Source organism: Oscillospiraceae bacterium, from assembly GCA_025758045.1.
GTDB lineage: Bacteria > Bacillota > Clostridia > Oscillospirales > Ruminococcaceae > Gemmiger.
In genome coordinates this window covers 63825-87184 of record CP107208.1, presented here as the reverse complement: position 1 = coordinate 87184, position 23360 = coordinate 63825, and the positions used below count along the sequence as shown (strand labels likewise).

26 protein-coding genes and 1 tRNA gene are annotated in these 23360 nt (G+C 58.6%); 15 read left to right on the top strand and 12 right to left on the bottom strand.

The features are described from left to right. Nucleotides 1-42: 42 nt before the first annotated feature. The 10 genes from OGM81_00520 to OGM81_00475 form a co-directional block, all read right to left on the bottom strand. Nucleotides 43-999, bottom strand: coding sequence for a GTP-binding protein (locus tag OGM81_00520; GenBank protein UYJ43668.1), 957 nt, complete (start codon nt 997-999; stop codon nt 43-45). Between the two features lie 31 nt (nt 1000-1030). Next, nucleotides 1031-1294 (bottom strand): hypothetical protein, encoded by a 264-nt coding sequence (locus OGM81_00515; GenBank protein ID UYJ43667.1) that lies wholly within the window; start codon nt 1292-1294, stop codon nt 1031-1033. A gap of 131 nt (nt 1295-1425) precedes the next feature. After that, nucleotides 1426-1501 (bottom strand) — tRNA-Gly (locus OGM81_00510). Between the two features lie 119 nt (nt 1502-1620). Continuing rightward, entirely contained in the window at nt 1621-3864 is a 2244-nt protein-coding gene (locus OGM81_00505; protein ID UYJ43666.1) for a DNA topoisomerase (ATP-hydrolyzing) subunit A, read from the bottom strand. A gap of 16 nt (nt 3865-3880) precedes the next feature. Continuing rightward, a complete protein-coding gene (locus OGM81_00500; protein UYJ43665.1) occupies nt 3881-5860 on the bottom strand; it encodes a toprim domain-containing protein in 1980 nt (659 codons plus the stop codon). Between the two features lie 171 nt (nt 5861-6031). Continuing rightward, nucleotides 6032-6916: a GH25 family lysozyme gene (locus tag OGM81_00495; GenBank protein UYJ43664.1), complete on the bottom strand. Its 885-nt coding sequence runs from the start codon at nt 6914-6916 to the stop codon at nt 6032-6034. A gap of 49 nt (nt 6917-6965) precedes the next feature. Then, nucleotides 6966-7106 carry a hypothetical protein gene (locus tag OGM81_00490; GenBank protein UYJ43663.1) on the bottom strand — a complete coding sequence of 47 codons (141 nt, stop codon included), beginning with the start codon at nt 7104-7106 and terminating at the stop codon, nt 6966-6968. After that, nucleotides 7103-7843: an SDR family oxidoreductase gene (locus OGM81_00485; GenBank protein ID UYJ43662.1), complete on the bottom strand. Its 741-nt coding sequence runs from the start codon at nt 7841-7843 to the stop codon at nt 7103-7105. Before OGM81_00485 ends, OGM81_00490 begins: the two co-directional genes overlap by 4 nt. After that, nucleotides 7840-8301 carry a nucleoside deaminase gene (locus OGM81_00480; GenBank protein ID UYJ43661.1) on the bottom strand — a complete coding sequence of 154 codons (462 nt, stop codon included), beginning with the start codon at nt 8299-8301 and terminating at the stop codon, nt 7840-7842. Before OGM81_00480 ends, OGM81_00485 begins: the two co-directional genes overlap by 4 nt. A gap of 9 nt (nt 8302-8310) precedes the next feature. Next, nucleotides 8311-9216: a CPBP family intramembrane metalloprotease gene (locus OGM81_00475; protein ID UYJ43660.1), complete on the bottom strand. Its 906-nt coding sequence runs from the start codon at nt 9214-9216 to the stop codon at nt 8311-8313. A gap of 246 nt (nt 9217-9462) precedes the next feature. On the opposite strand from OGM81_00475, the gene OGM81_00470 reads away from it, so the two are divergent. From OGM81_00470 to OGM81_00400, 15 genes are all read left to right on the top strand, one after another. Beyond that, entirely contained in the window at nt 9463-10344 is an 882-nt protein-coding gene (locus OGM81_00470; GenBank protein ID UYJ43659.1) for a LysR family transcriptional regulator, read from the top strand. A 265-nt stretch (nt 10345-10609) separates the two neighbouring features. Next, entirely contained in the window at nt 10610-11476 is an 867-nt protein-coding gene (locus OGM81_00465; GenBank protein ID UYJ43658.1) for a PHP domain-containing protein, read from the top strand. A gap of 86 nt (nt 11477-11562) precedes the next feature. Further along, on the top strand, nt 11563-11820 hold the full coding sequence (locus OGM81_00460; protein ID UYJ43657.1) for a TIGR03905 family TSCPD domain-containing protein: 258 nt from the start codon (nt 11563-11565) through the stop codon (nt 11818-11820). Between the two features lie 13 nt (nt 11821-11833). Then, nucleotides 11834-13612, top strand: a complete 1779-nt coding sequence (locus OGM81_00455; GenBank protein UYJ43656.1) for an HAD-IIIC family phosphatase — start codon at nt 11834-11836, stop codon at nt 13610-13612. Between the two features lie 12 nt (nt 13613-13624). Beyond that, the gene (locus tag OGM81_00450) at nt 13625-14704 is read left to right on the top strand and encodes a hypothetical protein (GenBank protein ID UYJ43655.1); all 1080 of its coding nucleotides are present in this window, start codon (nt 13625-13627) and stop codon (nt 14702-14704) included. Between the two features lie 570 nt (nt 14705-15274). Next, on the top strand, nt 15275-16672 hold the full coding sequence (locus OGM81_00445; protein ID UYJ43654.1) for an MBOAT family protein: 1398 nt from the start codon (nt 15275-15277) through the stop codon (nt 16670-16672). A gap of 177 nt (nt 16673-16849) precedes the next feature. Beyond that, on the top strand, nt 16850-17344 hold the full coding sequence (locus OGM81_00440; GenBank protein ID UYJ43653.1) for a nitroreductase family protein: 495 nt from the start codon (nt 16850-16852) through the stop codon (nt 17342-17344). A 714-nt stretch (nt 17345-18058) separates the two neighbouring features. Next, entirely contained in the window at nt 18059-18292 is a 234-nt protein-coding gene (locus tag OGM81_00435) for a helix-turn-helix domain-containing protein (GenBank protein UYJ43652.1), read from the top strand. Then, entirely contained in the window at nt 18289-20256 is a 1968-nt protein-coding gene (locus OGM81_00430; protein ID UYJ43651.1) for an AAA family ATPase, read from the top strand. The genes OGM81_00435 and OGM81_00430 overlap by 4 nt, the downstream gene beginning before the upstream one ends. A gap of 259 nt (nt 20257-20515) precedes the next feature. Next, the gene (locus OGM81_00425) at nt 20516-20902 is read left to right on the top strand and encodes a hypothetical protein (GenBank protein UYJ43650.1); all 387 of its coding nucleotides are present in this window, start codon (nt 20516-20518) and stop codon (nt 20900-20902) included. Continuing rightward, nucleotides 20899-21249: a hypothetical protein gene (locus OGM81_00420; protein ID UYJ43649.1), complete on the top strand. Its 351-nt coding sequence runs from the start codon at nt 20899-20901 to the stop codon at nt 21247-21249. The genes OGM81_00425 and OGM81_00420 overlap by 4 nt, the downstream gene beginning before the upstream one ends. After that, nucleotides 21246-21476, top strand: a complete 231-nt coding sequence (locus OGM81_00415; protein ID UYJ43648.1) for a hypothetical protein — start codon at nt 21246-21248, stop codon at nt 21474-21476. The genes OGM81_00420 and OGM81_00415 overlap by 4 nt, the downstream gene beginning before the upstream one ends. Further along, on the top strand, nt 21473-21730 hold the full coding sequence (locus OGM81_00410) for a hypothetical protein (protein UYJ43647.1): 258 nt from the start codon (nt 21473-21475) through the stop codon (nt 21728-21730). The genes OGM81_00415 and OGM81_00410 overlap by 4 nt, the downstream gene beginning before the upstream one ends. A gap of 131 nt (nt 21731-21861) precedes the next feature. Next, nucleotides 21862-22431 carry a hypothetical protein gene (locus OGM81_00405; GenBank protein UYJ43646.1) on the top strand — a complete coding sequence of 190 codons (570 nt, stop codon included), beginning with the start codon at nt 21862-21864 and terminating at the stop codon, nt 22429-22431. A gap of 10 nt (nt 22432-22441) precedes the next feature. Continuing rightward, nucleotides 22442-22636 (top strand): hypothetical protein, encoded by a 195-nt coding sequence (locus OGM81_00400; protein ID UYJ43645.1) that lies wholly within the window; start codon nt 22442-22444, stop codon nt 22634-22636. Nucleotides 22637-22762: 126 nt separating this feature from the next. Here the strand turns inward: OGM81_00400 and OGM81_00395 are convergent, their stop codons facing one another. Together OGM81_00395 and OGM81_00390 are read right to left on the bottom strand one after the other, a co-directional pair. Then, nucleotides 22763-22951, bottom strand: a complete 189-nt coding sequence (locus tag OGM81_00395) for a hypothetical protein (protein ID UYJ43644.1) — start codon at nt 22949-22951, stop codon at nt 22763-22765. A gap of 40 nt (nt 22952-22991) precedes the next feature. Continuing rightward, entirely contained in the window at nt 22992-23243 is a 252-nt protein-coding gene (locus tag OGM81_00390) for a hypothetical protein (GenBank protein UYJ43643.1), read from the bottom strand. Nucleotides 23244-23360: the final 117 nt, after the last annotated feature.

The window sequence follows — 23360 nt, the reverse complement described above, 5'->3', positions numbered from 1 at the left end:
CCTGCCGTAAGGTAGGCAGGGCCGATAAGGTGCAAACAAAAATCACTCCTGGTCGGCAGTTCTCTGTCCAATATGCGCTTCGATGGCCGAGCGGTCCAGTTCCTCACCAATAATGATAAGCACTTCCTGCCCATCGGGAATAGCCTCTACGTGCATCGTGTCGCGGGTGGCATTCAGTTCGCACCAGCCGTCAACGGTCTGCAAAAAGCCCTTGATGCGCAAAATATGCCCGCAGGCCGGATCAGCAAACAGTGCCCGAGCGGCATCCTGCAGCTGGGGCAGCGTAAGGTGCAGCTCCATGAAATACAGCGACGTGAACGCCTTGTGCTCGTCAAAATGCAGCTTGACGTAGCTGGCTTGACAGTGGCCGCAGCTGTCCAGCCGCTGCATATCGGCGTCGGTCAGGGCGTCCCAGGGCTTGCACAACGCATCGGTGTCCGCAGCAAAGCGGCGGGCGCAGTGGCAGGCTTCCAGCGCACGGTTCAAATGCGCCAGTGTTGCCTCAGCTTGGCCGGGGGCGGCCAGCTGGCAGCGGCTCATCAGCACCATGCCCGCGCTGGCGGCTTCGCTGGCCAGCAGATACTCGCCTTGGTGGCTGAGCTGCGTTTCCAGCAGCGCGTCCACAATGGCAATAACATTGCCAAGCGTGTACCAGCGGTCCAGTGGCTCGTCCCGCAGCACGTCATAGAACTCGTCCACGTCGAAAATGCCGCTGGGTTCCACCAGTACGCGGTCAAAGCCCTGCATCGCCAGCGAGATCAGCTTGGTGCGCATCCGGCGCTGGTGGGTGTCGCAATCGCAGCCGCCGCTGATGGTCTCGATGTCGCAATTGTCGCCCAGCAGATCCTGCAGCAGCATTACGTCAACGTTCACCGCGCCGAAGTCATTTTCCAAAATGCAAACGCGCTGACTGCGGGCGTTGAGCCAGTGCACATATTTGCGCAGAAACGTTGTTTTTCCTGCGCCTAAAAAGCCGGTTATTAAGTCGACCTGTACCATAAGCTTTTCCTCTTTCTATTGCACCGGACCGTCAGCGATCCGGCTCGCAGTCCAAAATGGACGGAATGTTCGTCCAGCGGGGCATATCACCCTTGTAGCACTCATGCAGCCAGGCCACGGCAGCATCCAGCCCCGCCTGGCTGCCCTCAAACTCAGCGGATCGTATCTTTTCCTCGGCGGTGTGCTCAACGCTCCACGGCCCGGGCCAGACCGTAACGGTCAAAAACTCGATCTTTCGCTTGCCGCTCTCGTCCGCCGGGTCGGCCTTTTTGCCCGGCGTAATGACATACCGCATCCCTTGCTCCGCCCCCGAGTAGGGGTTGCCATTGTGAAACCAGTGATAAATTGGAAAAGCGTCTAACATAATATTTCCTTCTTTGTAAAAAAGAAAAGAGGCTCCCTTCCGGGTAAGCCTCTTTCTTAATTTGGAGCGGGATACGAGTCTCGAACTCGCCACCTACTGCTTGGGAAGCAGTCACTCTACCGGATGAGCTAATCCCGCATCAGTGACTGTTATTATACCAAACTTGGGCGGCGTTGTCAATGCTGGTTTTGCGGCGGTGCGGCGGCGCGGGACACCCAACGGGCAGGGGAGCGCCAGCCGGTTTACGGCGTGCGGCCTTACAGCGTCAGTTGTTCGGCGCTGTCGTCGGCGCGCAGGATGGCACCTGCGGCGGGCAGCGTGCGCACGCGGTAACGGTGGGCCTCGCCCAGCTCCAGGCCGTCGGCCAGAGTGACGCGGGCGATCTTGGCGTTCTTTTTCAACGTTACAACGTTCACACCAGCACTGTCGCGAGTAGCCTTTTCGGGAATGAGGGCGCTGCCCGCCAGCAGTAGGCGGCCGTTGGTGGTGAAGATGGCCAGCTCGGTCTCAGCGGGCAGGTAGCGCATGCAGGCCAACTCTTCCTTATCGCTGTAGGCTTTCAGCAGCTTGCGGCGGTTCTGCTTGGTCTCGTAGCTGGACAGCGGCACCTTGGCGCACTTGCCGTTTTGGAAGAAGAAGAGCATCCAACCCTTGTAGTCCGGCGTGACCACCATGTAGAGGGGCACTTCGCCCTCCTCCATGCCAAGGGACGATGCGACATAATCACCCAGCACGCTGGCTTTGCTGTCGCCGAAGTCGTAGGCGTGGGATTTGTACACCTGGTGGTGATTTGTAAAGAATAGCAACTCTGCGCTGTTGGTGCTTTCGCAGGTGAACAGCACTTCGTCGCCGTCTTTCAGCTTCTGCTCGCCGCTCATGCGCAGGCTTTGCGGGGTGATCTTTTTAAAGTAGCCATCCCGTGTAAAGAACAGATGTACGGGGTAGTCCGGCACCTGCTCGTCCGGCTCGTCGGCGGTGTCGGCGGGGATCTCGTACAAGATCTCGCAACGGCGGGGCTTGCCGTATTTCTTCGCCACATCGCCCAATTCCTGCATGATGATGCGATTGATGCGAGCCGGGCGTTTGAGGATGTCCTGCAGGTCGGCGATGGCATCCTCCAACTCCTCGATCTCCTCGGTGCGCTTCAAAATATACTCGCGGTTCAGGTGACGCAGCTTGATCTCGGCCACGTACTCAGCCTGAACCTCATCGATGCCGAAGCCAATCATCAGGTTGGGGACGACCTCAGATTCCTCAGCAGTGTTACGCACAATTTCGATGGCCTTGTCGATGTCCAGCAGGATAGCTTTCAGGCCCTGCAGCAAGTGCAGGCGCTTTTCCTTGCCTTTCAAATCGTAGTAGGTGCGGCGGCGCACGCACTCGGCGCGGAAGGCGATCCACTCCAGCAGAATGTCCCGCACACCCAGCACCTTGGGCTGGCCACCGATCAACACGTTAAAGTTGCAGGCGAAGCTGTCCTCCAGCGGTGTGGCCTTGAACAGGCGGGCCATGAGCTTATCCGGGTCCTGGCCGCGCTTGAGGTCGATGGTCAGTTTCAGACCATTCAGGTCGGTCTCATCGCGCATGTCGCTGATCTCACGGATCTTGCCCAGTTTGACCAGTTCAGTGATCTTATCCATGATTGCTTCGACGGTAGTCGTGGGCGGAATTCGCGTTACATCGATGCAATTGTTTTCTTTATCGTAGCTCCACTGGGCGCGGACACGCACACTGCCGCGGCCTTTTTCCAGCACATTCTGCATCTCGGCCGTGTCGTACAGGATGGTGCCGCCGCCCACAAAATCGGGGGCGGGGATGATCTCCCGCAGGTCAGCCTGGGGGTCTTTCATCAGGGCGATGGTGGCGTTGCACAGTTCCTCCAGGTTGAAGGAGCAGATGTTGGAGGCCATACCGACCGCGATGCCCAGCGTATTGTTAGCCAGAATGGCGGGGAAGGTGACAGGCAGCAGGGTAGGTTCTGTCGTTGTACCGTCATAGTTTGGCACAAAGTCGACGGTGTCCTTGTCGATGTCGCGGAACAGCTCGTCACAGACGGGTTCCAACTTGGCCTCAGTATAACGGGCGGCGGCGTAGGCCATATCGCGGCTGTACGCCTTGCCGAAGTTACCTTTGGAGTCGACAAACGGCACCAGCAGGCTCTCGTTGGAGCGGCCCATACGCACCATCGTATCGTAGATGGCGGCATCGCCGTGGGGGTTCAGGTGCATGGTGCTACCCACGATGTTGGCACTTTTGGTGCGGTTGCCCTTGAGCAGGCCCATGCCGTACATGGTATACAGCAGCTTGCGGTGCGCCGGTTTGAAGCCGTCGATCTCCGGCAGGGCACGGGAGACGATGACGCTCATGGCGTAGGGCATATAGTTGGTTTCCAGCGTATCGGTGATGGGAGATTCCAGCACCTCGCCCGCCGAGAGGATCTCGACGTTATCGCCCAGCTGGGGCCGGGCAGCAATGATTTTCTTTTCTTTTCGTTTTGCCATCGTTGTTTTCCCTTACTCAGCTTACATCCAAATCATCCAGATACTCCGCGCCGTGTTCGGCGATATGGTCTTTTCGGCCTTGCAGATTGTCGCCCAGCAGCAGGTCAAAAACTTCTGCCGTGCGCTCGGCATCGGTGGGCAGTACCTTAATAAGTCTCCGGCTTTCGGGACTCATAGTCGTCAGCCACATCATTTCCGGGTCGTTCTCGCCCAATCCTTTCGAACGTTGAATCGTATATTTTTCACCATCGATGCGGCGCAGGATGTCAGCCTTTTCCGGCTCGGTGTAGGCAAAGTAGGTTTTGTTTTTGGTGTTGATCTCATACAGCGGCGACTCGGCGATGTAGACGTAGCCCTTGTTGATGAGGGTCGGCGTCAGGCGGTAGAGCATCGTCAGCACCAGGGTGCGGATCTGGTAGCCGTCCACGTCGGCATCCGTGCAGATGACAACTTTATTGAACCGCAGGTTATCCAGATTGAAGCTGGCTAAATCCTTGTTGTGGCTGCCGCCCAGCTCGACACCGCAGCCCATAACGCGGATGAGGTCGGTGATGATTTCCGACTTAAAAATGCGGGCGTAGTCGGCTTTCAGGCAGTTCAAAATCTTGCCGCGGATGGGCATAATGGCCTGGAACTCCGAGTCGCGGCTCTGCTTGACGGCGCCCATAGCGGAATCGCCCTCCACGATATACAGCTCACGGCGGGTTGGGTCCTTGGTGCGGCAGTCCACAAACTTCTGCACGCGGTTGGCCAGGTCCATCTGCTGGGTCATCGTCTTTTTAATGGTGATACGCGCTTTTTCTGCGTGTTCACGGCTCTGCTTGTTGATCAGCACCTGCTTGCAGGCTTTCTCCGCCTCGTCGGGGTGCTCGATGAAGTAGACCTCCAGCTGATGCTTGAGGAACTCGGTCATGGCCTGGGCCACAAATTTGTTGGTAATGGCCTTTTTGGTCTGGTTCTCGTAGCTGGTACGGGTGGAGAAGCTGGACGAAACCAACACCAAGCAATCCTGCACATCGGCAAAAGTGATCGCACTTTCGTTCTTTTTGTACAGGCCCTTGGATTTCAGCCAGGCGTTGACCTGGTTGACGAAGGCCAAGCGGACGGCACGGTCGGGGCTGCCGCCGTGCTCCAGCCAGCTGGAGTTGTGGTAGTATTCCAACGCCTGCACGGTGTTGGAGAAGGCGAAGGCCACGTTCATTTTGACCTGATAGTCGGGCTGGTCGGCGCGGTCGCGGCCAGTGGCGGAACCGGAGCAGAAGTGCACCGGGGTCAGGCCCTTATCGCCAACCAGTTCGTTGACGTAATCGGTGATACCGTGCTCGTAGAGGTACTCGTACTTCTCCGTGTCACCGCCGGATTTATCCTCGAAAACAAGCGTCACACCGTCGTTTACCACAGCCTGGCGGCGCAGCATATCTTTAAAGCTGTCGGCCGGGACGGCGATGTCGGTAAAGACCTCGGTGTCCGGCTTCCAGCGGATGACCGAGCCGGTGCGCTTGCCCTTGAACGGCTCCTTTTGCAGGCCGCCCACGTTCTCTCCTTTTTTAAAGTCGAGGTGGTAGTGGAAGCCATCGCGGTAGATGTCGGCGGTCATCCACTCGCTGGCGTACTGGGTGGCACACAGGCCCAGGCCGTTGAGGCCCAGGCTGAAATCGTAGTTGCCGCTGCCCTCGGCGTATTTGCCGCCAGCGTACAGCTCGCAGAAGACAAGGTCCCAGTTCCAGCGGTCCTCAGCCTTGTTGTAGTCCACCGGGATGCCGCGGCCGAAGTCCTCAACCTCAACGACGTGGTCGGGGTAGAGGGTGACGTTGATGCGGTTGCCATGGCCGTCACGGGCTTCATCGATGGAGTTGGAGATGATCTCAAAGATGGAATGGGCACAGCCTTCCACACCGTCCGAGCCAAAAATAACGGCCGGGCGCTTACGCACACGGTCCGCGCCTTTCAGCTGGCGGATGCTGTCGTTGCCGTATTCCTGTTGTTTTTTTGCCATGCGGCGGTTCCCCCTGAATTGTGCGGTGTTGCCTGAATTTTGGCATATAAATTTATTAAACCATAAATGGTGGTGGGTTGTCAAATTGGATTCATGACCGTTTCTACATCTTACAGATGGAAATACACCTTGTAGTTGTATCTTACCACAACAAATTCTAGTTTTCAAGGGTCAGTTGCAATTACATTCGCATTTTTCCAGGCGGTTGCGATCGCCCAGCAGGGCGGTCCAGTATTCTTCGCCTTGATATTTAAAGGTCACCCAATCGTAACCCTCATATTTGGCGGTGGTCTGGCCGGTGACGCAGTAGTTGCCCAGGGGCAGGTAGCCCACCACGTCATTTAAGTTGGATGTGTAAAAATATTCGCACCGGACGTTGAAAACCACCAGCTTATACCCATCCACTTTTTGCACCGAAGGGCTGGCGGCCCCGTAGTTGTTGTAGCCGCCAGCCTGTATTTCAGGCAAAAAATCCTTGTAGCTGCGATTTAGATCGCACGCGCCGCTGATGCCGCTCACCGTGCCGCTGCCGCTGTACTGCCACATCGTGTAGGCACCGGTGTAACCCAGCGTGGCGCGGTAGTCCGCCACCCACAGCGGGTAATCAACCAGGGCGCCCGCGTTCAAATAGCTGTTGATGTAGTTTGTGTAACTGTACCACCCGGCATACCATTTGCGCTGATACAAAATATCCATAGCGTACTGCACCAGGCTGGTCAGCTCAGCGCGGCCCAAGCTGGTAAGGCTTGCGTCCTCCACATCCACGAACACCGGGTACTCCAGCTTGATGCCCTCCAGCATATTTAAAAAGGCAGTCAATTCGCTGGCAACGGCAGCGCGGGTGCGGGCATAGGTGTAGTAGTAGGCGCCCACCCGCAGCCCGGCACTGTGGGCGCCGGTGACATTCTGCAAAAAGTACGGATCTACGTACAAGCCGCCGCTGTTGCTGGACCCCACCCGCACGATGGCGAACTGCTTACCCGCGGCGGCCACCTGGGTCCAGTTGATGCTGCCCTGATAGCGGGACACATCAATGCCGTTTTGAAAAAGAGCCATAAAAAATCCCCCTTTGCAGCATAGTATGCAAAAGGGGAGGCGTGCGTGTTTACCGGCTGGCAAAGGCCGGGTTGGCGGTCTCGATGGCCTGGTATTCGGCACGGACGCGCTGGCGCAGGGGCTCGGTAGTATGGCCCGCACCGCCCGTTCGCTGCCGCCTTACGGCCGCGGAGCCGCGGCGAAAATTCAAATCACCAGTCCGCCATTCACGCCCAGCACCTGCCCGGTGATATACCCGGCATTTTCGTCGCACAAAAACACGATAGCCCGTGCAACATCCTCAGCCGTGCCCAAACGCTCTACAGGCGTTTCCTCTGCCAAAGCCGCGCGGTCCTCGTCGGTAAAGCTGGCCATCATGTCGGTGTCAATGACGCCGGGCGCGATGATATTCACCGTCACGCCGCTGGGGCCTTCCTCTTTGGCAAGGGCGCGGCCCAGGCCGATCAGCCCTGCTTTGGCAGCGCTGTAGGCTACCTCGCAGCTGCCGCCGGTCTGGCCCCACATACTGCTGATGAGCACGATGCGCCCGTATTTCTGCCGGATCATGCCGGGCAGCACGGCGCGGCAGGCATAAAATGCACCGTCCAGATCCACGGCCATCATGCGGTGCCAATCCTCGTCGGTAGTGTCGGTAAACAGCTTTTGCTGGGCGATGCCCGCATTGCAGACAAGCACCTCCAAACTGCCCAGGGCTTCTTCGGCCTGGGCCACAGCGGCGCACACCTGGGCGGAGTCGCCCGCGTCAGCGCAGATGGGCAGAAACGTCCCGGCAGGGGAGAGGGCGCGGGCCTGGGCGGCTACGGCCTCGGCGGCTTCGGGGTGTGCATGATAGGTAAAGGCCACGTTGTAGCCCGCGCGGGCCAGCGCCAGCACAGCCGCCGCGCCAATGCCCCGGCTGCCGCCGGTCAAAAACACGTTACGCATCATTTTTTCTTCCTCTTTTCGCGCAGCATCGCAAAGAAATCTTGCAAAAGCGCTTGTGCTTCTTCTTCCAGCAACCCAGATTCAATCACCGGATGATGGTTGAACGGCAACGCAAACAGGTCGGTCAGGCTGCCGCAGCAACCTGCCTTGGGGTCCCGCGCGCCGTACACCACCCGCTTTAAGCGGCTGTTGATAATGGCCCCGCTGCACATCGGGCAGGGTTCCAGCGTCACGAACAGCTCGCACTGCCACAGCCGCCAGCCGCCCAGCGCCTTGCAGGCCGCATCGATGGCCATCAGCTCGGCGTGGTAGGTAGCATTTTTGCCGCTCTCGCGCAAATTATGCGCCCGGGCAATGATTTCCCCGTCCTTGGCCACCACGGCACCCACGGGTACCTCACCCAGGGCAGCGGCCTCGCGGGCCTCGTCCAAGGCGGCGCGCATCAGTTCTTCGTCGGTCATAAGGGCACCTCAAACAAAAATCGTGTAGCAAACCAGGAACACAACGGCCAGGTCATAGACGGGGCTGGTGAAAATTTTGGTCACGTCCACACCGGGACGCAGACCCGCCGAGAAGCGGAACCCCTGCTGCCGGGCGTGCCAGATGAGCCACACGCCAAACACCGGAAAGAAGAACAAAATAAACAGTTCAACGCCAAAAGATACCGGCTGCGGTGCGTAAAAACGCAGGTACAGATTTAAAAAAGCCAGCGTGTTATTGCAAAAATGCAGTAGCATCCCGGGCAAAATGCTGCCTGACCGCTCGGCAAGCCAGCCCAGAAAAACGCCGCAAGCGAAGGCCGTCAGCCCCTGGGCCAGGTCGAGATGCAGCAGCCCGAACAGCAGCGCCGGGCCGAAAATCGCCGCCGCACTGCCGCTGGGGCGCATCAGCCCTTGCAGTGCGCCGCGGAAAAGCAGTTCCTCCACCACAGCGGGCACGGCGCAAAGCGCCAAAAACTGCACGAACAGCTCTGCGCCGCCGCTGGGCAGCAGGGTGGCAGCGTCCTCGGCCCCGGCCAGGCGCACCAGCAGCCCGCCGCACAGGTTAGCCGTGCTGGCCACGCCCAAAAACACCGGCAGGCAGAATGCCGGGCTCCATGGCGCGGGCACGGTGATGCGCAGGTCGTCGGTTTGCAGGCGGGTGCCTCGCAGCATCCACAGCAGCGGTACCAGGGCAGCGCCAACGGCAATGACGATCTGCAGCAGGCCGAGACCGACCTCGCTTACGCCGATGGGTTTGGCCAGGCTGGCGCCGGGGTGCACCACCCCCACCAGCGCGCTGATGCCCGCATACAGCAGGCTGCGGGCCAATAAATACAGGATCGCTGCGATGGCGCACCACCCGGCCGCCCCACGTACACCTCTTGTTTTGGACATGGTTGAAACCTCTTACATTTATATATACTTTCTCTATCATACACGCTCTGCCGAAAAAAGGCAATAAAAAAGGCCCTGCCGGTGTGCGGACGGCAAGGCTTAGGAGGGAGAGGAGTCTTGTACAGCCCGCAATGTGCGTTACGGGCATTGACTTTCTGCTAATATAATAGTACAGTATAGACATGAAGTAAAGCTTAACTTTTTCATATATAAAGTGAAATTCGTTCACGTTAGGAGAAGTCGTTTATGACCCTGACAGATTGCCAGATTTTTATGACGGTGTCCCAGCTGGGCACCTTTGCCGCGGCGGCGGAGCAGATGCACTTAACGCCCTCGGCCATCAGCCACGCGGTCTCCGGCATGGAGTCGGAGTGCGGGTTTCTGCTGTTCACCCGCACCAAAAGCGGCGTAACCATGACCGCTGCCGCCGAAAGCCTGCTGCCGTCCATCCGCCAGATGCTCAACAGCAGTGAGCTGCTCAGCCAATCCATCGCCCAGGTCAACGGCATGCACAAGGGCGTGCTGCGGCTGGGGGTGTTCAACTCGGCCTGCGTCACCTGGGTGCCACAATTGGTGCCGCCGTTTCAAAAGCAATTTCCCGGGATCGACGTGCAGCTGTACCAGGGGTCCTACGCCGACATCGTGGATTGGCTCAAGGGCGGCACAGTGGAGCTTGGATTCCTCTCCAATTCCAGCGCGCGTGACCTGGATTTTGAACCGCTCTACGATGATCCGCTGGTCTGCATCGCCCCTGCCGACTACCAGCCCCACCGCCCCGGCTGCGTGCGGGCCGAGGAATTGCAGGGCAGGGCGTTCGTCAGCCAGCAATCCGACGTGGACGCCGACATCCAAAGCTATTTTAAAAAGAATGATCTGCACGTGAACAGCCGATGCTACATCGTGGACGACCAGAGCATGATCGCGATGGTGTCCTGCGGGCAGGGGCTGGCTATCATGCCAGAGCTGATGTTCCGCCGCGGCACCGACCACAGCGGGTGCCAGGTGCTGCGGCTGGAACCTGCCGCCAAGCGCAGCATTGGGTTGGCGTGTCTATCCCGTGGGGGGCTATCGCCTGCGGCGAAGCAGTTTGTAGCTTCTGCACAGGAATATGCTACGACTTTAAAATGATTTTTTCGGGCGGCTTTCGTTTTGCGCCACCAAGCGCGCTGCCTCGCAACAGCGGGACTTTTTTCGCTTCCTTTTTTGGTCACAAAAAAGGAAGGCCTAACGGATACAACCCGTTATACTAGGCCCTGCCGCAGGGTAGGCAGGGCCGGGGCGCAAGCCGCAACTCAAAGCAACTCAAAGCAACCAAAAATCAAGGGTCTTCCCAAACCACAAAAAACATTGTATAATAATATATTCCGGAAAAGGTAAAGGAGGTCTACCCACCATGCCGGGCGATCTGCATACGCATACGACTTATTCCGATGGTTCCACACCGGTTGCCAAGCTGCCGTTTCTGGCGCGGTGCGCCGGGATGACGCATCTGGCTATCTCGGATCATGATTCGATCCAGAGCGTTCGCTACGCCTACGCCCACCCGGTGCAGGACGGCGTGCATCTGATCCCCGCCACGGAGTTGACCGCCTACGACTACGAGCGCGCCCACCGCGTGCACCTTTTGTGCTACTGGCCCGATGATTGCCCCGCGCTGGAGGATTTTTCCCGCATGATGGCCGAGCGCCGCTACACCGCCATGATGCAAAGCAGCAAGGAGCTGGAGGAGATCTGTCCGCAGTACTCCACCCAGGAGGCGCTGGAATTTGCCAAGGACAGCGGCACCTTGTACAAGGCCCACATCATGCGGGTGCTGTGGCAGTACGGCCTGGCCGACGGGCTGTACAACGAGGTCTACCGCTCGCTGTTCGGGCTAAAACCTGTGCGCGGGCGCATCCTGCACACGCCCCGGTATGAGCCGGTGGACACCGTGCTGGACCTTATTAAAGCCTGCCGCGGCGTGGTGGTGCTGGCGCACCCCAGCGTGTATCACAGCATGGAACTGGCCCGGGAGCTGATCGCCGCCGGGCGGCTGGACGGCGTGGAGATCGACCACCCCCGCAACACCCCCGAGGACAAAACCGAGCTGTTGCGTCTGGCCAAGGAGAATGGACTGCTCATCACCGGCGGCACAGACTACCACGGCATCCACACCGTCACCCCGCGCCCGGTCGGCGCGTTCGCTACCCACGATGAGCAGATCGCCAGGTTGAACGATTTGGCCAAGGCAAGAAAATCCACGTTTAAGAGAACCACCTGATTCTGTAGGGCGGATGCTCGCATCGACCCTTACAAATGCGCGACAAATACCAAACGGACTACCATTATAAAAGGAGCAACATCACCATGGCATACATCTACAAAAACAAAGGCACCTGCTCGGTGCAGACCGAAGTTGAACTGAACCCCGACCACACCATTAAAAGCGTCAAGGTCCTGGGCGGCTGCGATGGCAACCTGAAAGGCATTGCCAGCCTGCTGCCCGGCATGAAGGCCGAGGACGCCATCACCCGCATGGAGGGCATCCGCTGCGGCCGCAAGGCCACCAGCTGCCCCGACCAGATCAGCCAGGCCCTGAAAGGCGCCTTGGCAGAGTTAGGTTAAAAAGGAGCCACCCATGGATTGTTTCCACTATCCGCTGGATACTGAAACGCTGCTGCGCAAAAAGCGGCGGCTGCGGCGGGAGCTGCTGGCCCAAAACCCGCACCCCCTGTGCAAAAAAATCGCCATCCTCGGCGGGTCCACCACGAACGAAGTGGCCGACCAGCTGGGGCTGTTTCTGCTGCAGTACGGCATCGAGGCCGAGTTCTACCAAAGCGAGTACGCCCAGTATTGGCAGGACGCCATGTTCGGCACGCCGGAGCTGGACGAGTTCCACCCCGACATCATCTACATCCACACCAGCTGGCGCAACCTGACCGCCCTGCCCACCACCGCCGACAGCGAAGCCGATATCGACGCGATGCTGGCCGACCAGTACACTCATTTTGAGACGATGTGGCAGGCATTGGAGGCCAAGTTCGGCTGCCCGGTCATCCAGAACAACTTTGACCGCCCCAACTTCCGCCTGATGGGCAACCGCGACATCTGGGACCCCCACGGCCGCTCCAACTTCATCAGCCGGATGAACCAGAAGTTCTATGCCTACGCCGCCGCGCACGAGCATTTTTACATCAACGATATTGACTACCTCTCCGCCGATTACGGCCTGACCGCCTGGGGCGACGCCTTCTTCTGGCACATGTACAAATATGCCATGTGTCTGGATGCCATCCCGTCGCTGGCCAACAGTGTGGCCAATATCATCAAGTCTTTGTACGGCCGTAACAAAAAAGCCCTTGTGCTGGACCTGGACAATACGCTCTGGGGCGGCATCGTGGGCGACGACGGCGTCGACGGGCTGGCCATCGGTCCCGAGGTGCCGGAGGGCCAGGTCTACGCCGAGTTCCAGAGCTACTGCAAGGCGTTGAAATCCATCGGCGTGATCTTGGCCGTGGACTCCAAAAATGACGAAGCCAACGCGCTGGCGGGCCTGAACCACCCGGACGGCGTGCTGCGGCCTGACGATTTTGTCTCTATCAAGGCCAACTGGGAGCCGAAGGACCGCAACCTGACCGACATCGCCGCCGAACTGAACCTGGGCGCGGACAGCTTTGTCTTTGCCGATGACAACCCCGCCGAACGTGCCATCGTGGCCGCCCAGGTGCCCGGCGTGGCCGTGCCTGCGCTGGACGGTGCCGAGAACTACATCAAGATGCTGGATCACGGCGGCTACTTTGAGGTCACTGCCCTCTCGAAAGAGGACCTGAAAAAGACCGAACTGTACCACCAAAACGCCCAGCGCGCCAAGGCACAGGCGTCTTTCAGCGATTACGGCGAGTACCTGGACAGCCTGGAGATGACGGCTACCATCAAAGATTTTGAGCCGCTGTACATCCAGCGCATCGCTCAGCTGACCAACAAATCCAACCAGTTCAACCTGACCACTCTGCGCTGCAGCGAGGATGACATCCGCGCCATGGCCGAGAACCCGGCCTGGCTCTGCCGCTGCGGCAAGCTGGTGGACAAGTTCGGCGATAACGGCATCGTCACCGTTACCGCAGGCGAACAGGAAGGGGAGACCCTGCACCTGCGCCTGTGGCTGATGAGCTGCCGTGTACTCAAGCGCGGCATGGAGGATGCCATGATGGACATCATGGTGGCCAACGCCGCCGCGCGCGGGGTAAAGACCATCCGCGGGTACTATTATCCCACCGCCAAAAACGCGATGGTGCGCGATTTTTATGCAAGTTTTGGCTTTGAGAAAGTGGAGGAGACCGCGGACGGCTCCACCACCTGGCAGCTGGACGTAGCCGCCTACCAGCCGAAACACCCCCACATGAAAATTGAGCGATAACGCGCCATGAAAATGCTACGTAAACTGAGTGCCGTACTGCTGTTTGCCGCACTGACGCTGGCTGTGCTGGCTGCTGCCAACTTTTTGCTGGTGGACGATGTGCACTCCTACTCCCGCGCGATGCTACAGGAGTTGTACGCCGACGCGGGCAAGATCGACACGCTGTTTTTGGGGTCGTCCCACTGTTACCGCAGTGTCGACCCCGATGCCGTGGACGCCGCGCTGGGGACTTACAGCTTTAACGCAGGATCGTCCCAACAGCTGCCCGACGGCAGCTACTACATGCTGCGGGAAGCCGCCGCGCAAAATCAACTAAAGACCGTCTATTTAGAGATGTTCTACACCGGCTATAACCAGAGCGCCTCCAAGAACGTGCCGCTGGCCTGCTACCTGCTGACCGACCACATGCGGTGGAATTCGCCCAACCGCTACGCCTACCAGGCCGAAATGGGCGGCATGGCCGCCTTTGCCGACCTGCTGCTGCCGGCCCGTCACGGTGTGGCCGAGCCACAGGAAATGCCCGCGCTCTGGCGCGCCAAGCTGACCGACGGCTACGTCCTGAGCAACTACAGCTACCTGACCTACGCCGACGAGGGCGAAAGCTACCGCGGGCGTGGGTTCGTCTACACCAGCGGTGCGCCGGAAAATGCGTTCCACACGCTGCTGGATGTGGACCCAGAAGCGCCGCTGTCAGACTTTGGATGGGAATATCTTCGCAAGACCGCTGCATTTTGCCAGGAGAACGGCATTAACCTGGTGCTTTTCACCGCGCCGCTGCCCAGCGCCTACCTGTACAATACGGCCGACTACCAGGCCTACGTGGACGCCCTGCAGAATTTTGCCGCCGAGAATAACACAGTGTACTGGGATTTTTCGCTGTACAAAGATGTGGACACCCTGAACCTGCTGGTAGGGGATTTCTCCGACGCCCACCATCTCAACGGCCAGGGCGCCGAAAAGTTTACTGCCGTTTTGTGCGATACGATTGCCCGGGAAAATGCCGGGGAAGATGTTTCGACGTTGTTTTATGATACGGTCGAGGAGAAGCTTGAGCTGACCCCGGATCAGTCGATTGCGATGGCGCACCTGTAATTTTACCCCCGAAGGGGTCAATATGGAGAGAAGCGAAAAAGCGTTAAGGCAATACCGCATAATTCTAAGTGCCGATACGGCGAGCGAGGTGCGGCAGCTGCTAAGCCAAAAGCGCAGATAATACTTTGTGTATTATCGAGCATTTTGGCAACGCAGGTGCCGTGCCGCAGCCGCCGGAGCGGTGCTTAAGCCGTAAGGCGGGAATTGTGCGGTGTTGCCTTAAGAAAAACGCAGCACTCCTGCGTTTTTTAGCTTTTTTGCTTCTCGACCATCTCTTTGGGGTCCTTAGGAGCGAGCAGCCCCTAAGGCGGGGTTGCGGGGTCGCGCAGCGATCAAAGCCCCAGTGGGGCTTTGATCCGCACGAGCGGGCCAGCTCTGCTGGATGGCGGCCATCGTTTTGGCCGCCAAGCGCGCTGCCTCGCAACAGCGGAACTTTTTCGCTTCCTTTTTGGTCACAAAAAGGAAGATCCTAAAAGCGGCATACTGTTATAATATAAAAGAGCGCCGCCGCAGGGTGGCAGCGCTCGCCAGCCACCCACCCACAAAAATCAAAGCAAAGGAGGCTCCGCCATGCTCACCGTTGGTTCCTTCGGTTTCATCCTGTTCGCAGCATTATTGGCGGGCCTTTGGCGCGTCACCCCGCAGCCACGCCGCTGGCAACTGATGCTGGCGGCCAGCCTCGTGTTCTACCTCTCGCTGGATTGGCAGGGCTGCCTGCTGCTCTGCCTTATGACTCTGCTGGTCTGGCAGGCCGCGCTGCACCTGCGCGGCAGCCCCCGTTGGTTCTATGTAGGCCTGGCCGGGGCATTGGCCCCGCTGACGCTGCTCAAACTGCGCCCCGCCGCCCTGCTGCTGGGGCAGGCGTTCTCGCTGCGCATCTGGGACGTAAGCGTGCCGCAAGTGCTGGGCATCGGGTATTTCAGCCTGCAATTGACCAGCTACCTGGTGGACGTCCGCCGGGGCAAGCAGGAGCCGGAATCGCAGTACGCCCGGCTGCTCTGCTTTGCGTCGTTTTTTCTGTCCATCACCCAGGGACCGTTCAACCGCTATGGCGAGCTGATGCCCCAACTGGACGCTGCCGCCCCACAGCCCGGCCAATGGCAGCGGGGGGCACAGCGGTGCTTTTGGGGCTACTTTAAAAAACTGGCCGTGGCCGACCGCGCCGCGCTGGCCGTCAACGCCGCCTTTGCTGACCCTTCCGCCTACGACCGCAGCCAGCTGTTTCTGTGCGCAGTGCTGTATGTGTTCCAGCTTTACGCCGATTTCTCCGGCTACACCGACATCGTGCTGGGGACGGGGGAGATGCTGGGCCTGCCCCTGCCGGAAAACTTCCGCCAGCCGTTTTTGGCTGCCACCATCCGCGAACTGTGGGACCGCTGGCACATCAGCCTGTCCCGCTGGCTGAAAGATTACGTTTACATCCCGCTGGGCGGCAGCCGATGCAGCGCCGCGCGGCGCGACGGCAATATTATTGCCACGTTCCTCGTCAGCGGCCTGTGGCACGGCGCCGGGCTGACCTATCTCGTGTGGGGCTTTGCCCACGGCGCTTTGCAGGCGTTAGAAAATCACCTGCCCTGGCGCAAGGCCATCACCCGGGGCTGGGCGCGGCTTGTTGGTGTGGCGGGCACATTCACACTGCTTCTGGCCACCTTTACGGTGTTCCGCGCCAGCAGCCTGGCCAATGCCGCGGCCTATTTTGGCGGCATCATGCACAACGGCGGCCACAAGGCGTTCAGCAACTATTGGGAGCTGGGCTTGACCAGCCGCCAGGAGCAGCTGCTGCTTTTCTTCGGGTTGGCGCTGGTCATTGCCGTCGACCTCGCCCACGAGCGGGGCATCCACTTCCGTGACCGCCTTGCCACCGCTCCCCGCATCCTGCGCTGGGCCGTCTACGAGGGGGCGCTCTTCCTCTTTCTGTTCATGGGCTACTTTCTCGGCGGCGGCGGATTCTTGTACGCCATCTATTAAAAAATCTCGCTGCATCACCGGGTGCAGCGAGATTTCATGTTTTTATTTATGCTGCAGCTTCCTCTTGCAAAATTTTGCATTTTCCGTTATGATACCTACATGGACGCGACCGTTTACGAAAGTAATTGTGCAAGCCTTTGGGCCTGCACATTTTTATTTTAGAAGGGAGTTTTTACGATGGACAGCATTTTTCACCGCGTAAGTATCCGTAAATTTCAGGACAAGCCCGTGGAACCGGAGAAAATCGAGAAATTGCTTCGCGCCGCTATGGCGGCTCCTTCTGCCGGAAATCAGCAGCCGTGGGAATTTTATGTGGTGATGAACCGTGACCTGATCCAAAAGCTGGCCGCCACCAGCCCCTATACAGGCTGCGCCAAAAATGCTCCCGTGCTGATCGTCTCTGCCTACCGCGAGGATGTTATCTTCCCGATGTACGCGCAGATCGACCTGAGCATCGCCAACGAAAATCTTTGGCTGGGAACCGATGCACTAGGCCTTGGCGGCGTCTGGCTGGGCATTGCCCCCATCGAGGAGCGCATGCACGAGGTCGAATCCGTACTGCAAATGCCCGCCGGGCATCACGCCTTTGCTATCTTCGCATTGGGCTACCCCGCCGAGAGCAAACCCCAGCAGGACCGCTTCGACCCTGCGCGCATCCACTACGCCGAATAAGTCATCTTTTGCTCTGCATCACGCGATGCAGAGCATTTCTTGGTGGGAGTTGGTAGATTCGCGATCCGCGCCCTAAAGACAGCCTGCAGGGCTGTTTTTGCCCGGCGGGGGACGCAAAGCTCCGGGCCCGGGCTGTTCGAATCCGCCAGCGTATCCCCGGAAAATAAAGACAAAAACAAAAGCGATACCCATTATCAGGTATCGCTTTGTTGGTGGGAGCTGGTGGATTCGAACGACTTCGCACGGCTTCTATCTGCCAAAATCCTGACTAATACGGTTTAAAAAATCCCCTATCCACGCATTTTTTACTGGATGGGGGATTTTAATTTGCGGGGCGTAAATCAGAAGTGCGGTCAAAAGTGTGGTCAAACCGCACCCCCGGCAGGAGCTATTTTGCAGCTTGACCGCACCCCACCAAAGCGTGATTTTAGTCTGCCTCGAACGGGCAGCAAAGTCAAGCCGCGCCTGCATTTTAGCTGCAAAATAAATGAAAAAGGTGTGCGTGATTTTTTCGCACTTTAGCGTTACAATTCTAGTTGTCAAGCACAAATTGCAGAAAAATGGCATTCCTGGAAAACCTGTCCCGTTTTTCCCAAAAATCTGCGTTAGAATAAATACAGGAAAGGGCAAAAATCAAAAAATCCTGTCACATTTTTCGTCGTTACCCATGTTATGATTGAGTTACACCGAGAAAATCAAACGGAGGTTTGAACAATGAAGAAGTTTATCCTACTGCGTCAAGCGCTGCTGGCGCACGGCATGAATCAACGCGAACTCGCCAGCGTGGCAGGCATCGGCGATAGCAGTATGTCGGCGCGTCTACACGGTAGAGCCGAGTTTACCGCCGGGGAAATGCTCAAGATCGGGCAGGCCCTAGGCTTACGGCCAGATGACTACTATTTATATTTTCTCGCCGATAGTATGTCGTTTTTTGAGGGCCAAGCGTGATTACCAACTATAAAAAGCTGCCCACGCTGCTGCAATCCCGCAAGCACTGGGTGCTGTGTGACGTCCCAGGGGCAGCAGACCCAAAGCACCCGCGCCAGGCCAAGCACCCACAATGGGGCGCGGATTCTACCAACCCCGCCACCTGGGCAGATTTTGCTACCGCGTCGGCGGCTGTGATGCTGGACGACGCCGACGGCATGGGGTACGTATTCGCAAAGGACGACGGCCTAGTATTCATCGACGGCGATCACTGCCTTGGCGCCGACGGCAGGCCGTTGTCACCGTTTGACAAGTGGCTGACCATGCTGCCAGGCTATTGCGAACGGAGCCGAAGCGGAACCGGCTTGCACTTCATCGTCCGGGGGACACTGCCAGACGGCTGCAAGCATAAAAAGCACATCAACGGCGGCGAGATGGCCGTCGAGCTGTACGACTGTAACCGCTATGTGGCCCTGACGGGCAACCTGTGGGGAGAACAGACGCCCCTAGAGGACGCACCGAGCGCCCAGGCTGGCATCGACGTTATTCTCCAGCAGATGGGGATGCTCGCGGACGACGGCCCGGCGGACGCACTGCCAGACCAACCAGACCGCCCCGAGGAAGAGATACAAGCTATTATTGCCGACGCCTTGCAGCGTGACGGCGATTTTGCGCAGCTCTGGAGCTGCACCGAGCACCCCGGCAAACTGGGCGACGAAAGCAAAGATGACCTAGCTATTTGCACGGCGGCATGGAGGGCCACATGCTTCCAGCTATCCGAGGGCGACTTGATGCACGGGCTGGACGCTTCCCCATGGGCTGAAACCAAAGACAACAACGCCCCCAAGTGGCACTATGACAAGTGGCACGGGACAGGCCACAGAAGCACAGGCGACTACCGCAAAAACACCGCGTTAAGAGCCTACAAGAAAGCAAAGCAGGATGAAGCCGCCGCCCTGGATGGCTTCAAGAGCCTGGCCCCCGAAAAGCCGCGTTTCGTGACCGCGGCCGAGCTTGACCGCATGGAGCTGCCGCCCGTTCAATGGGCTGTGCCTGGGCTGCTGCCCGCCGGGCTGGTGTTTCTCGTAGCTGCGCCAAAGATGGGCAAGAGCTGGTTGGCCTTTGATCTCTGCCTGTCTGTGGCCGCTGGTGATGATTGGCTAGGCTATGAGACTAACCAGGGCGCAACGCTGTATCTGGCCCTGGAGGATGGCTTGAACCGCCTGCAAAAGCGTTTGAAAACCATTGGCGACGGCTTCACCCCGCCACCCGCCGGGTGTACGTTGGCCATCAACGCCCCCATGCTGAACGCTGGCCTGCTGGAATTTCTGGACGGCTGGCTGACCGAACACCCAGACGCAAAGCTGGTTTGTATTGATACATTCCAGAAAGTCAAACCGCCACAAGGGAAAAACGAAAATGCCTACGGCGCGGACTACCGCATCTGTAGCCCTTTGCAGGCCTGGGCCATCCAGCACAATATCTGTGTGCTGCTAGTTCACCACACTAAAAAGGGTGTCAATCCCGGCGACATTTTCGAGGGCGTGAACGGCTCGCAGGGGCTGACGGGCACCGCTGACGCCACGCTGTTACTTAGCAAAGAAAACCGCTTTGACGCCGACGCTGTGCTGTCCATCACTGGCCGCGACGTAGAGATGGAGCGCTACTTGCTGCACTTCAACTCGACCGCCTGCCGCTGGGTCATGCTGGGCACGGTCGACGACCAAGAGCGCCAGAACTTCCAGGCATGCCCGGCGGTCAAGACCATCAAAGAGCTGACCGCGCAAGGGCCCTGGCAGGGCACCGTCACGGAACTGGCGGACGAAGTACTGACGCGATACCCGGACGCAAAACTGCCTGTAACCCCACAGGGGCTAGGCTCATATTTCAATGAGTTGTGGCCTAGTCTGAAATATCAGGGTATCGAGCACGGAATCGCTAGAGGAGCCAAGAAGAGAACCCACACGCTCAAACGAAAAAGCTGATTTTTAAGGGTATAACGTCATACACGTCACAACGTCACTCGATAACCAGCAAACCACAAAAAACACCCATTCAGTGACGTTTGAGTGACGTGTCAGTGACAAGTACCTACACCCCACAAAGCCTATACCTATAAGGATAGTGACATTATGACGTGTGTGACGTTACCCCTCTTTATACCCCTATTTTGGGGCATTTTGTGGGTGACGTTTGAGTGTGGGCAAACGTCACTGAAACGTCACAAAGGAGGACTGTGCAAGTATGCCACCATCAAATAATCGAATTTTTATACCCGTGGCCGTGTGGCACACACCGCGCGGGGACGTCGAGCTGCAACGTGAGATCAACCCCGCGCAGCTGCCCGCCGACTTGAACGACCTGCGCCGAATGCTCGACGCTGGCACCGTGGAGCCTGCCCGGCGGGGCAGCTTTTGCGTACAGTTCGCGGGCAGCGGTCACTACTTCGACGAACGCGCGGACGCCCTGGCGTATCTCTGCAAGCGCTGGCGCGGCAGCTTCATCACCAAACACCTGGAGGATGCCTGCGCCCTGGCGGCGACGCGCCAGCCTGCCGCCCTGGTAGCTGCACGGAAACGGGCCAGAATGTGGCAAAATATGGAAATTTTAGGAGGTGAAGAACCAGATTGACCCCGAACCAAACCAAAGCACTAGCGGCCCTGCTGACATGCAAGAGCCGCACCGACGCCGCCCGCGTCTGTGGGCTATCCACCAAGACCCTACAGGGGTATGAAAAGCTGCCCGAGTTCGCGGACGCCCTAGAGCGCGGCCGACGGGAAGCCCTGGCCGATGCTGCCCACAGGATATCCGCCGGGTACGCTGACACTGTGGACGCCTTGCAGGCCATCGTGCGGGACGATGCGGCAGCCGACCCCGCCCGCGTGGCCGCTGCCCGCGCCCTGCTGGACTATGGCCTGAAATTTGCAGAGCTGACCGACATCAACAAACGGCTTGACCGACTGGAGGGGATGCTGTGAAAAACGCGCTGGCCCGGCTGGAAGCTTTGGAGCGGGGAGCCCCGGCGGATAGGCTGCTAATCGTGACCGAGGCGCCGACCGACGCCGGGCCGCGCTACCGTCTGCCACAGGGGGGTGACCTGCTGACACTGCACGATGTGTATAGCTATATGCGCGTGCACGGTCAAGGTATCCTGCTAATTGACGACCTACCACAACCGCCAAAGAAAGGACGCAAGAAAAAATGAGCAGTAAATACATGCTGGAGCAGCTGCACCGCCACACAGCCAACGGCTACCAGGTCACTGTGGCCGAAAGCCTTAGAAATGACACCATCCGGCTGACCTACCAGGCCCGCCCAGGGGGCACTATTGTGGGCTGGTATGTAGAGGGGCCGGGCATGTCGTTTCCGCTGAAATTCAAGACGGAACAGGAAGCCCGTGAGTATATCCGCCGCCGCTGGAACATCAACCCGCACGTAAAGCAGTACGGTGAGCCATGAGCCGCCCAGGCCCGCCGGGACAGGTCAAGAGGCCTGCACCCGCCAAAGTCAAACCACAACCCCGCAAAGGCCTAAAGCGGCCACATAGCGGGGCAAGACAATCCACTAGAGCATAACAGGAGGTTAACCCCATGAACGACTACATCCAGGAAGCCCGCCGCATCGTCACCGGCTATTTTGCAGCACTGGCCCCGTCCGAACAGCTGCGCCGCGAGACTGCACAGGAGCTGCGCCAGGGCCACATCACAGAGGGCTATGCCCGCGAGCTGACCCTATCCGCCAATAGCGAGGCCATCAAACTGCGCCAGAACGCACAGGGCCAGCTTGACGCACTGGCAAGACGCTTTGCCAGCTCTGCCACAGCAGCGGACACCCCGGACGGCAACGCGCTCCAGGGCGGCGACTATCGGCTGCTGGCCGAAAACTTCCCCATGAGTGTGGAAGAGTTCAGCGCCCTATGCGAGCGCAACAAGAACAACCCTACATTGCTGCGCAAGGCCATGGAGTACGGCGACAAGCACGGCGGCATGGCTCCCTATGCAAAGAAATATTACCGCTCTGCCAGTGATCGCACGGCGCTGTTTAACAAGTTCATCCGGCAGTGCTCTGGCGTGCTGGAAGCAGAACCTACCAGCCCCGCCCGGGGGGCTGCCTACTGGAACATGATCGCGCGCGAGGTAGCCCCCTGGGCCACGCTGTGAGGGCTGCAAGATGGAGCTGGACAAACTGCTGACCCAGGTCGAGAAAGCCCGCCGGGCACCTCTGCAAGTGTGCTGCCGCACCCCGTCGGGGGAGCTCATCACCACCACCGTGGAGGACTGTGCCCGCCAGGGCTGCCGATACTTCCACATCGTGGCAGATGATCTTGATGCGCTGCTGGACAAAGAGCTGAACCACAGGGCATAGGGCCCGCATAGCTGCGCTGCAACGGCTCGGCGGCGACTAGCTGCGCACCGTATGCCGTGAGCTGCAAACACCCGCATAGACACAGTAACGCCCCACACAGCCCGGCGGGCTACTGTGGGGCGTTTGTCATATCAAATTTGCACATTCTGCATAGTGTTGGCAGGCCTTACAGATTTTATAGGCTTCTTCCCAACCACAAGGCGGGCGTTCATCGGCAGACAAACATAGAGAATCGTTGCCAATGTTGGAAATATCCCAACAAAGCCCCTCGTCTATCTCTTTATCAAAGATAGGACAATACCAAAATTCAATCACACTGTACGCCTCCCTGCGCCTTTGTGGCGTGTCTGCTGCCTTACTCCAGCCTGTCCTCAACCTCTGGCGGCAAGACCCCGGCGGGGCTTTTTGGGGCGCTGTTGGCGTCCCGCTCCATGCGCTGGGCCACTGCGCCCACAATATAGGCGTTCAGACTTTCCCCGGCGGAATCTGCCGCAGACTGCACCGCCGCTTTATTCTGTGGGCCGTCTTTGCGCAGAATCAGATTCACACGGTCATAGGCTTTTGCAATGTATTTGTTATGACTGGCCGCGCTGGTTTTCCCTCCCATAAGTTCACCTCCTTGCATGGCATAGCTATACAAGACTATAATACCGCAATTCGCGTGTATGCGCAATTATGCAAACTGTACAAATCGGCGGCATGTATGCGCATACAAAGTTGTAGA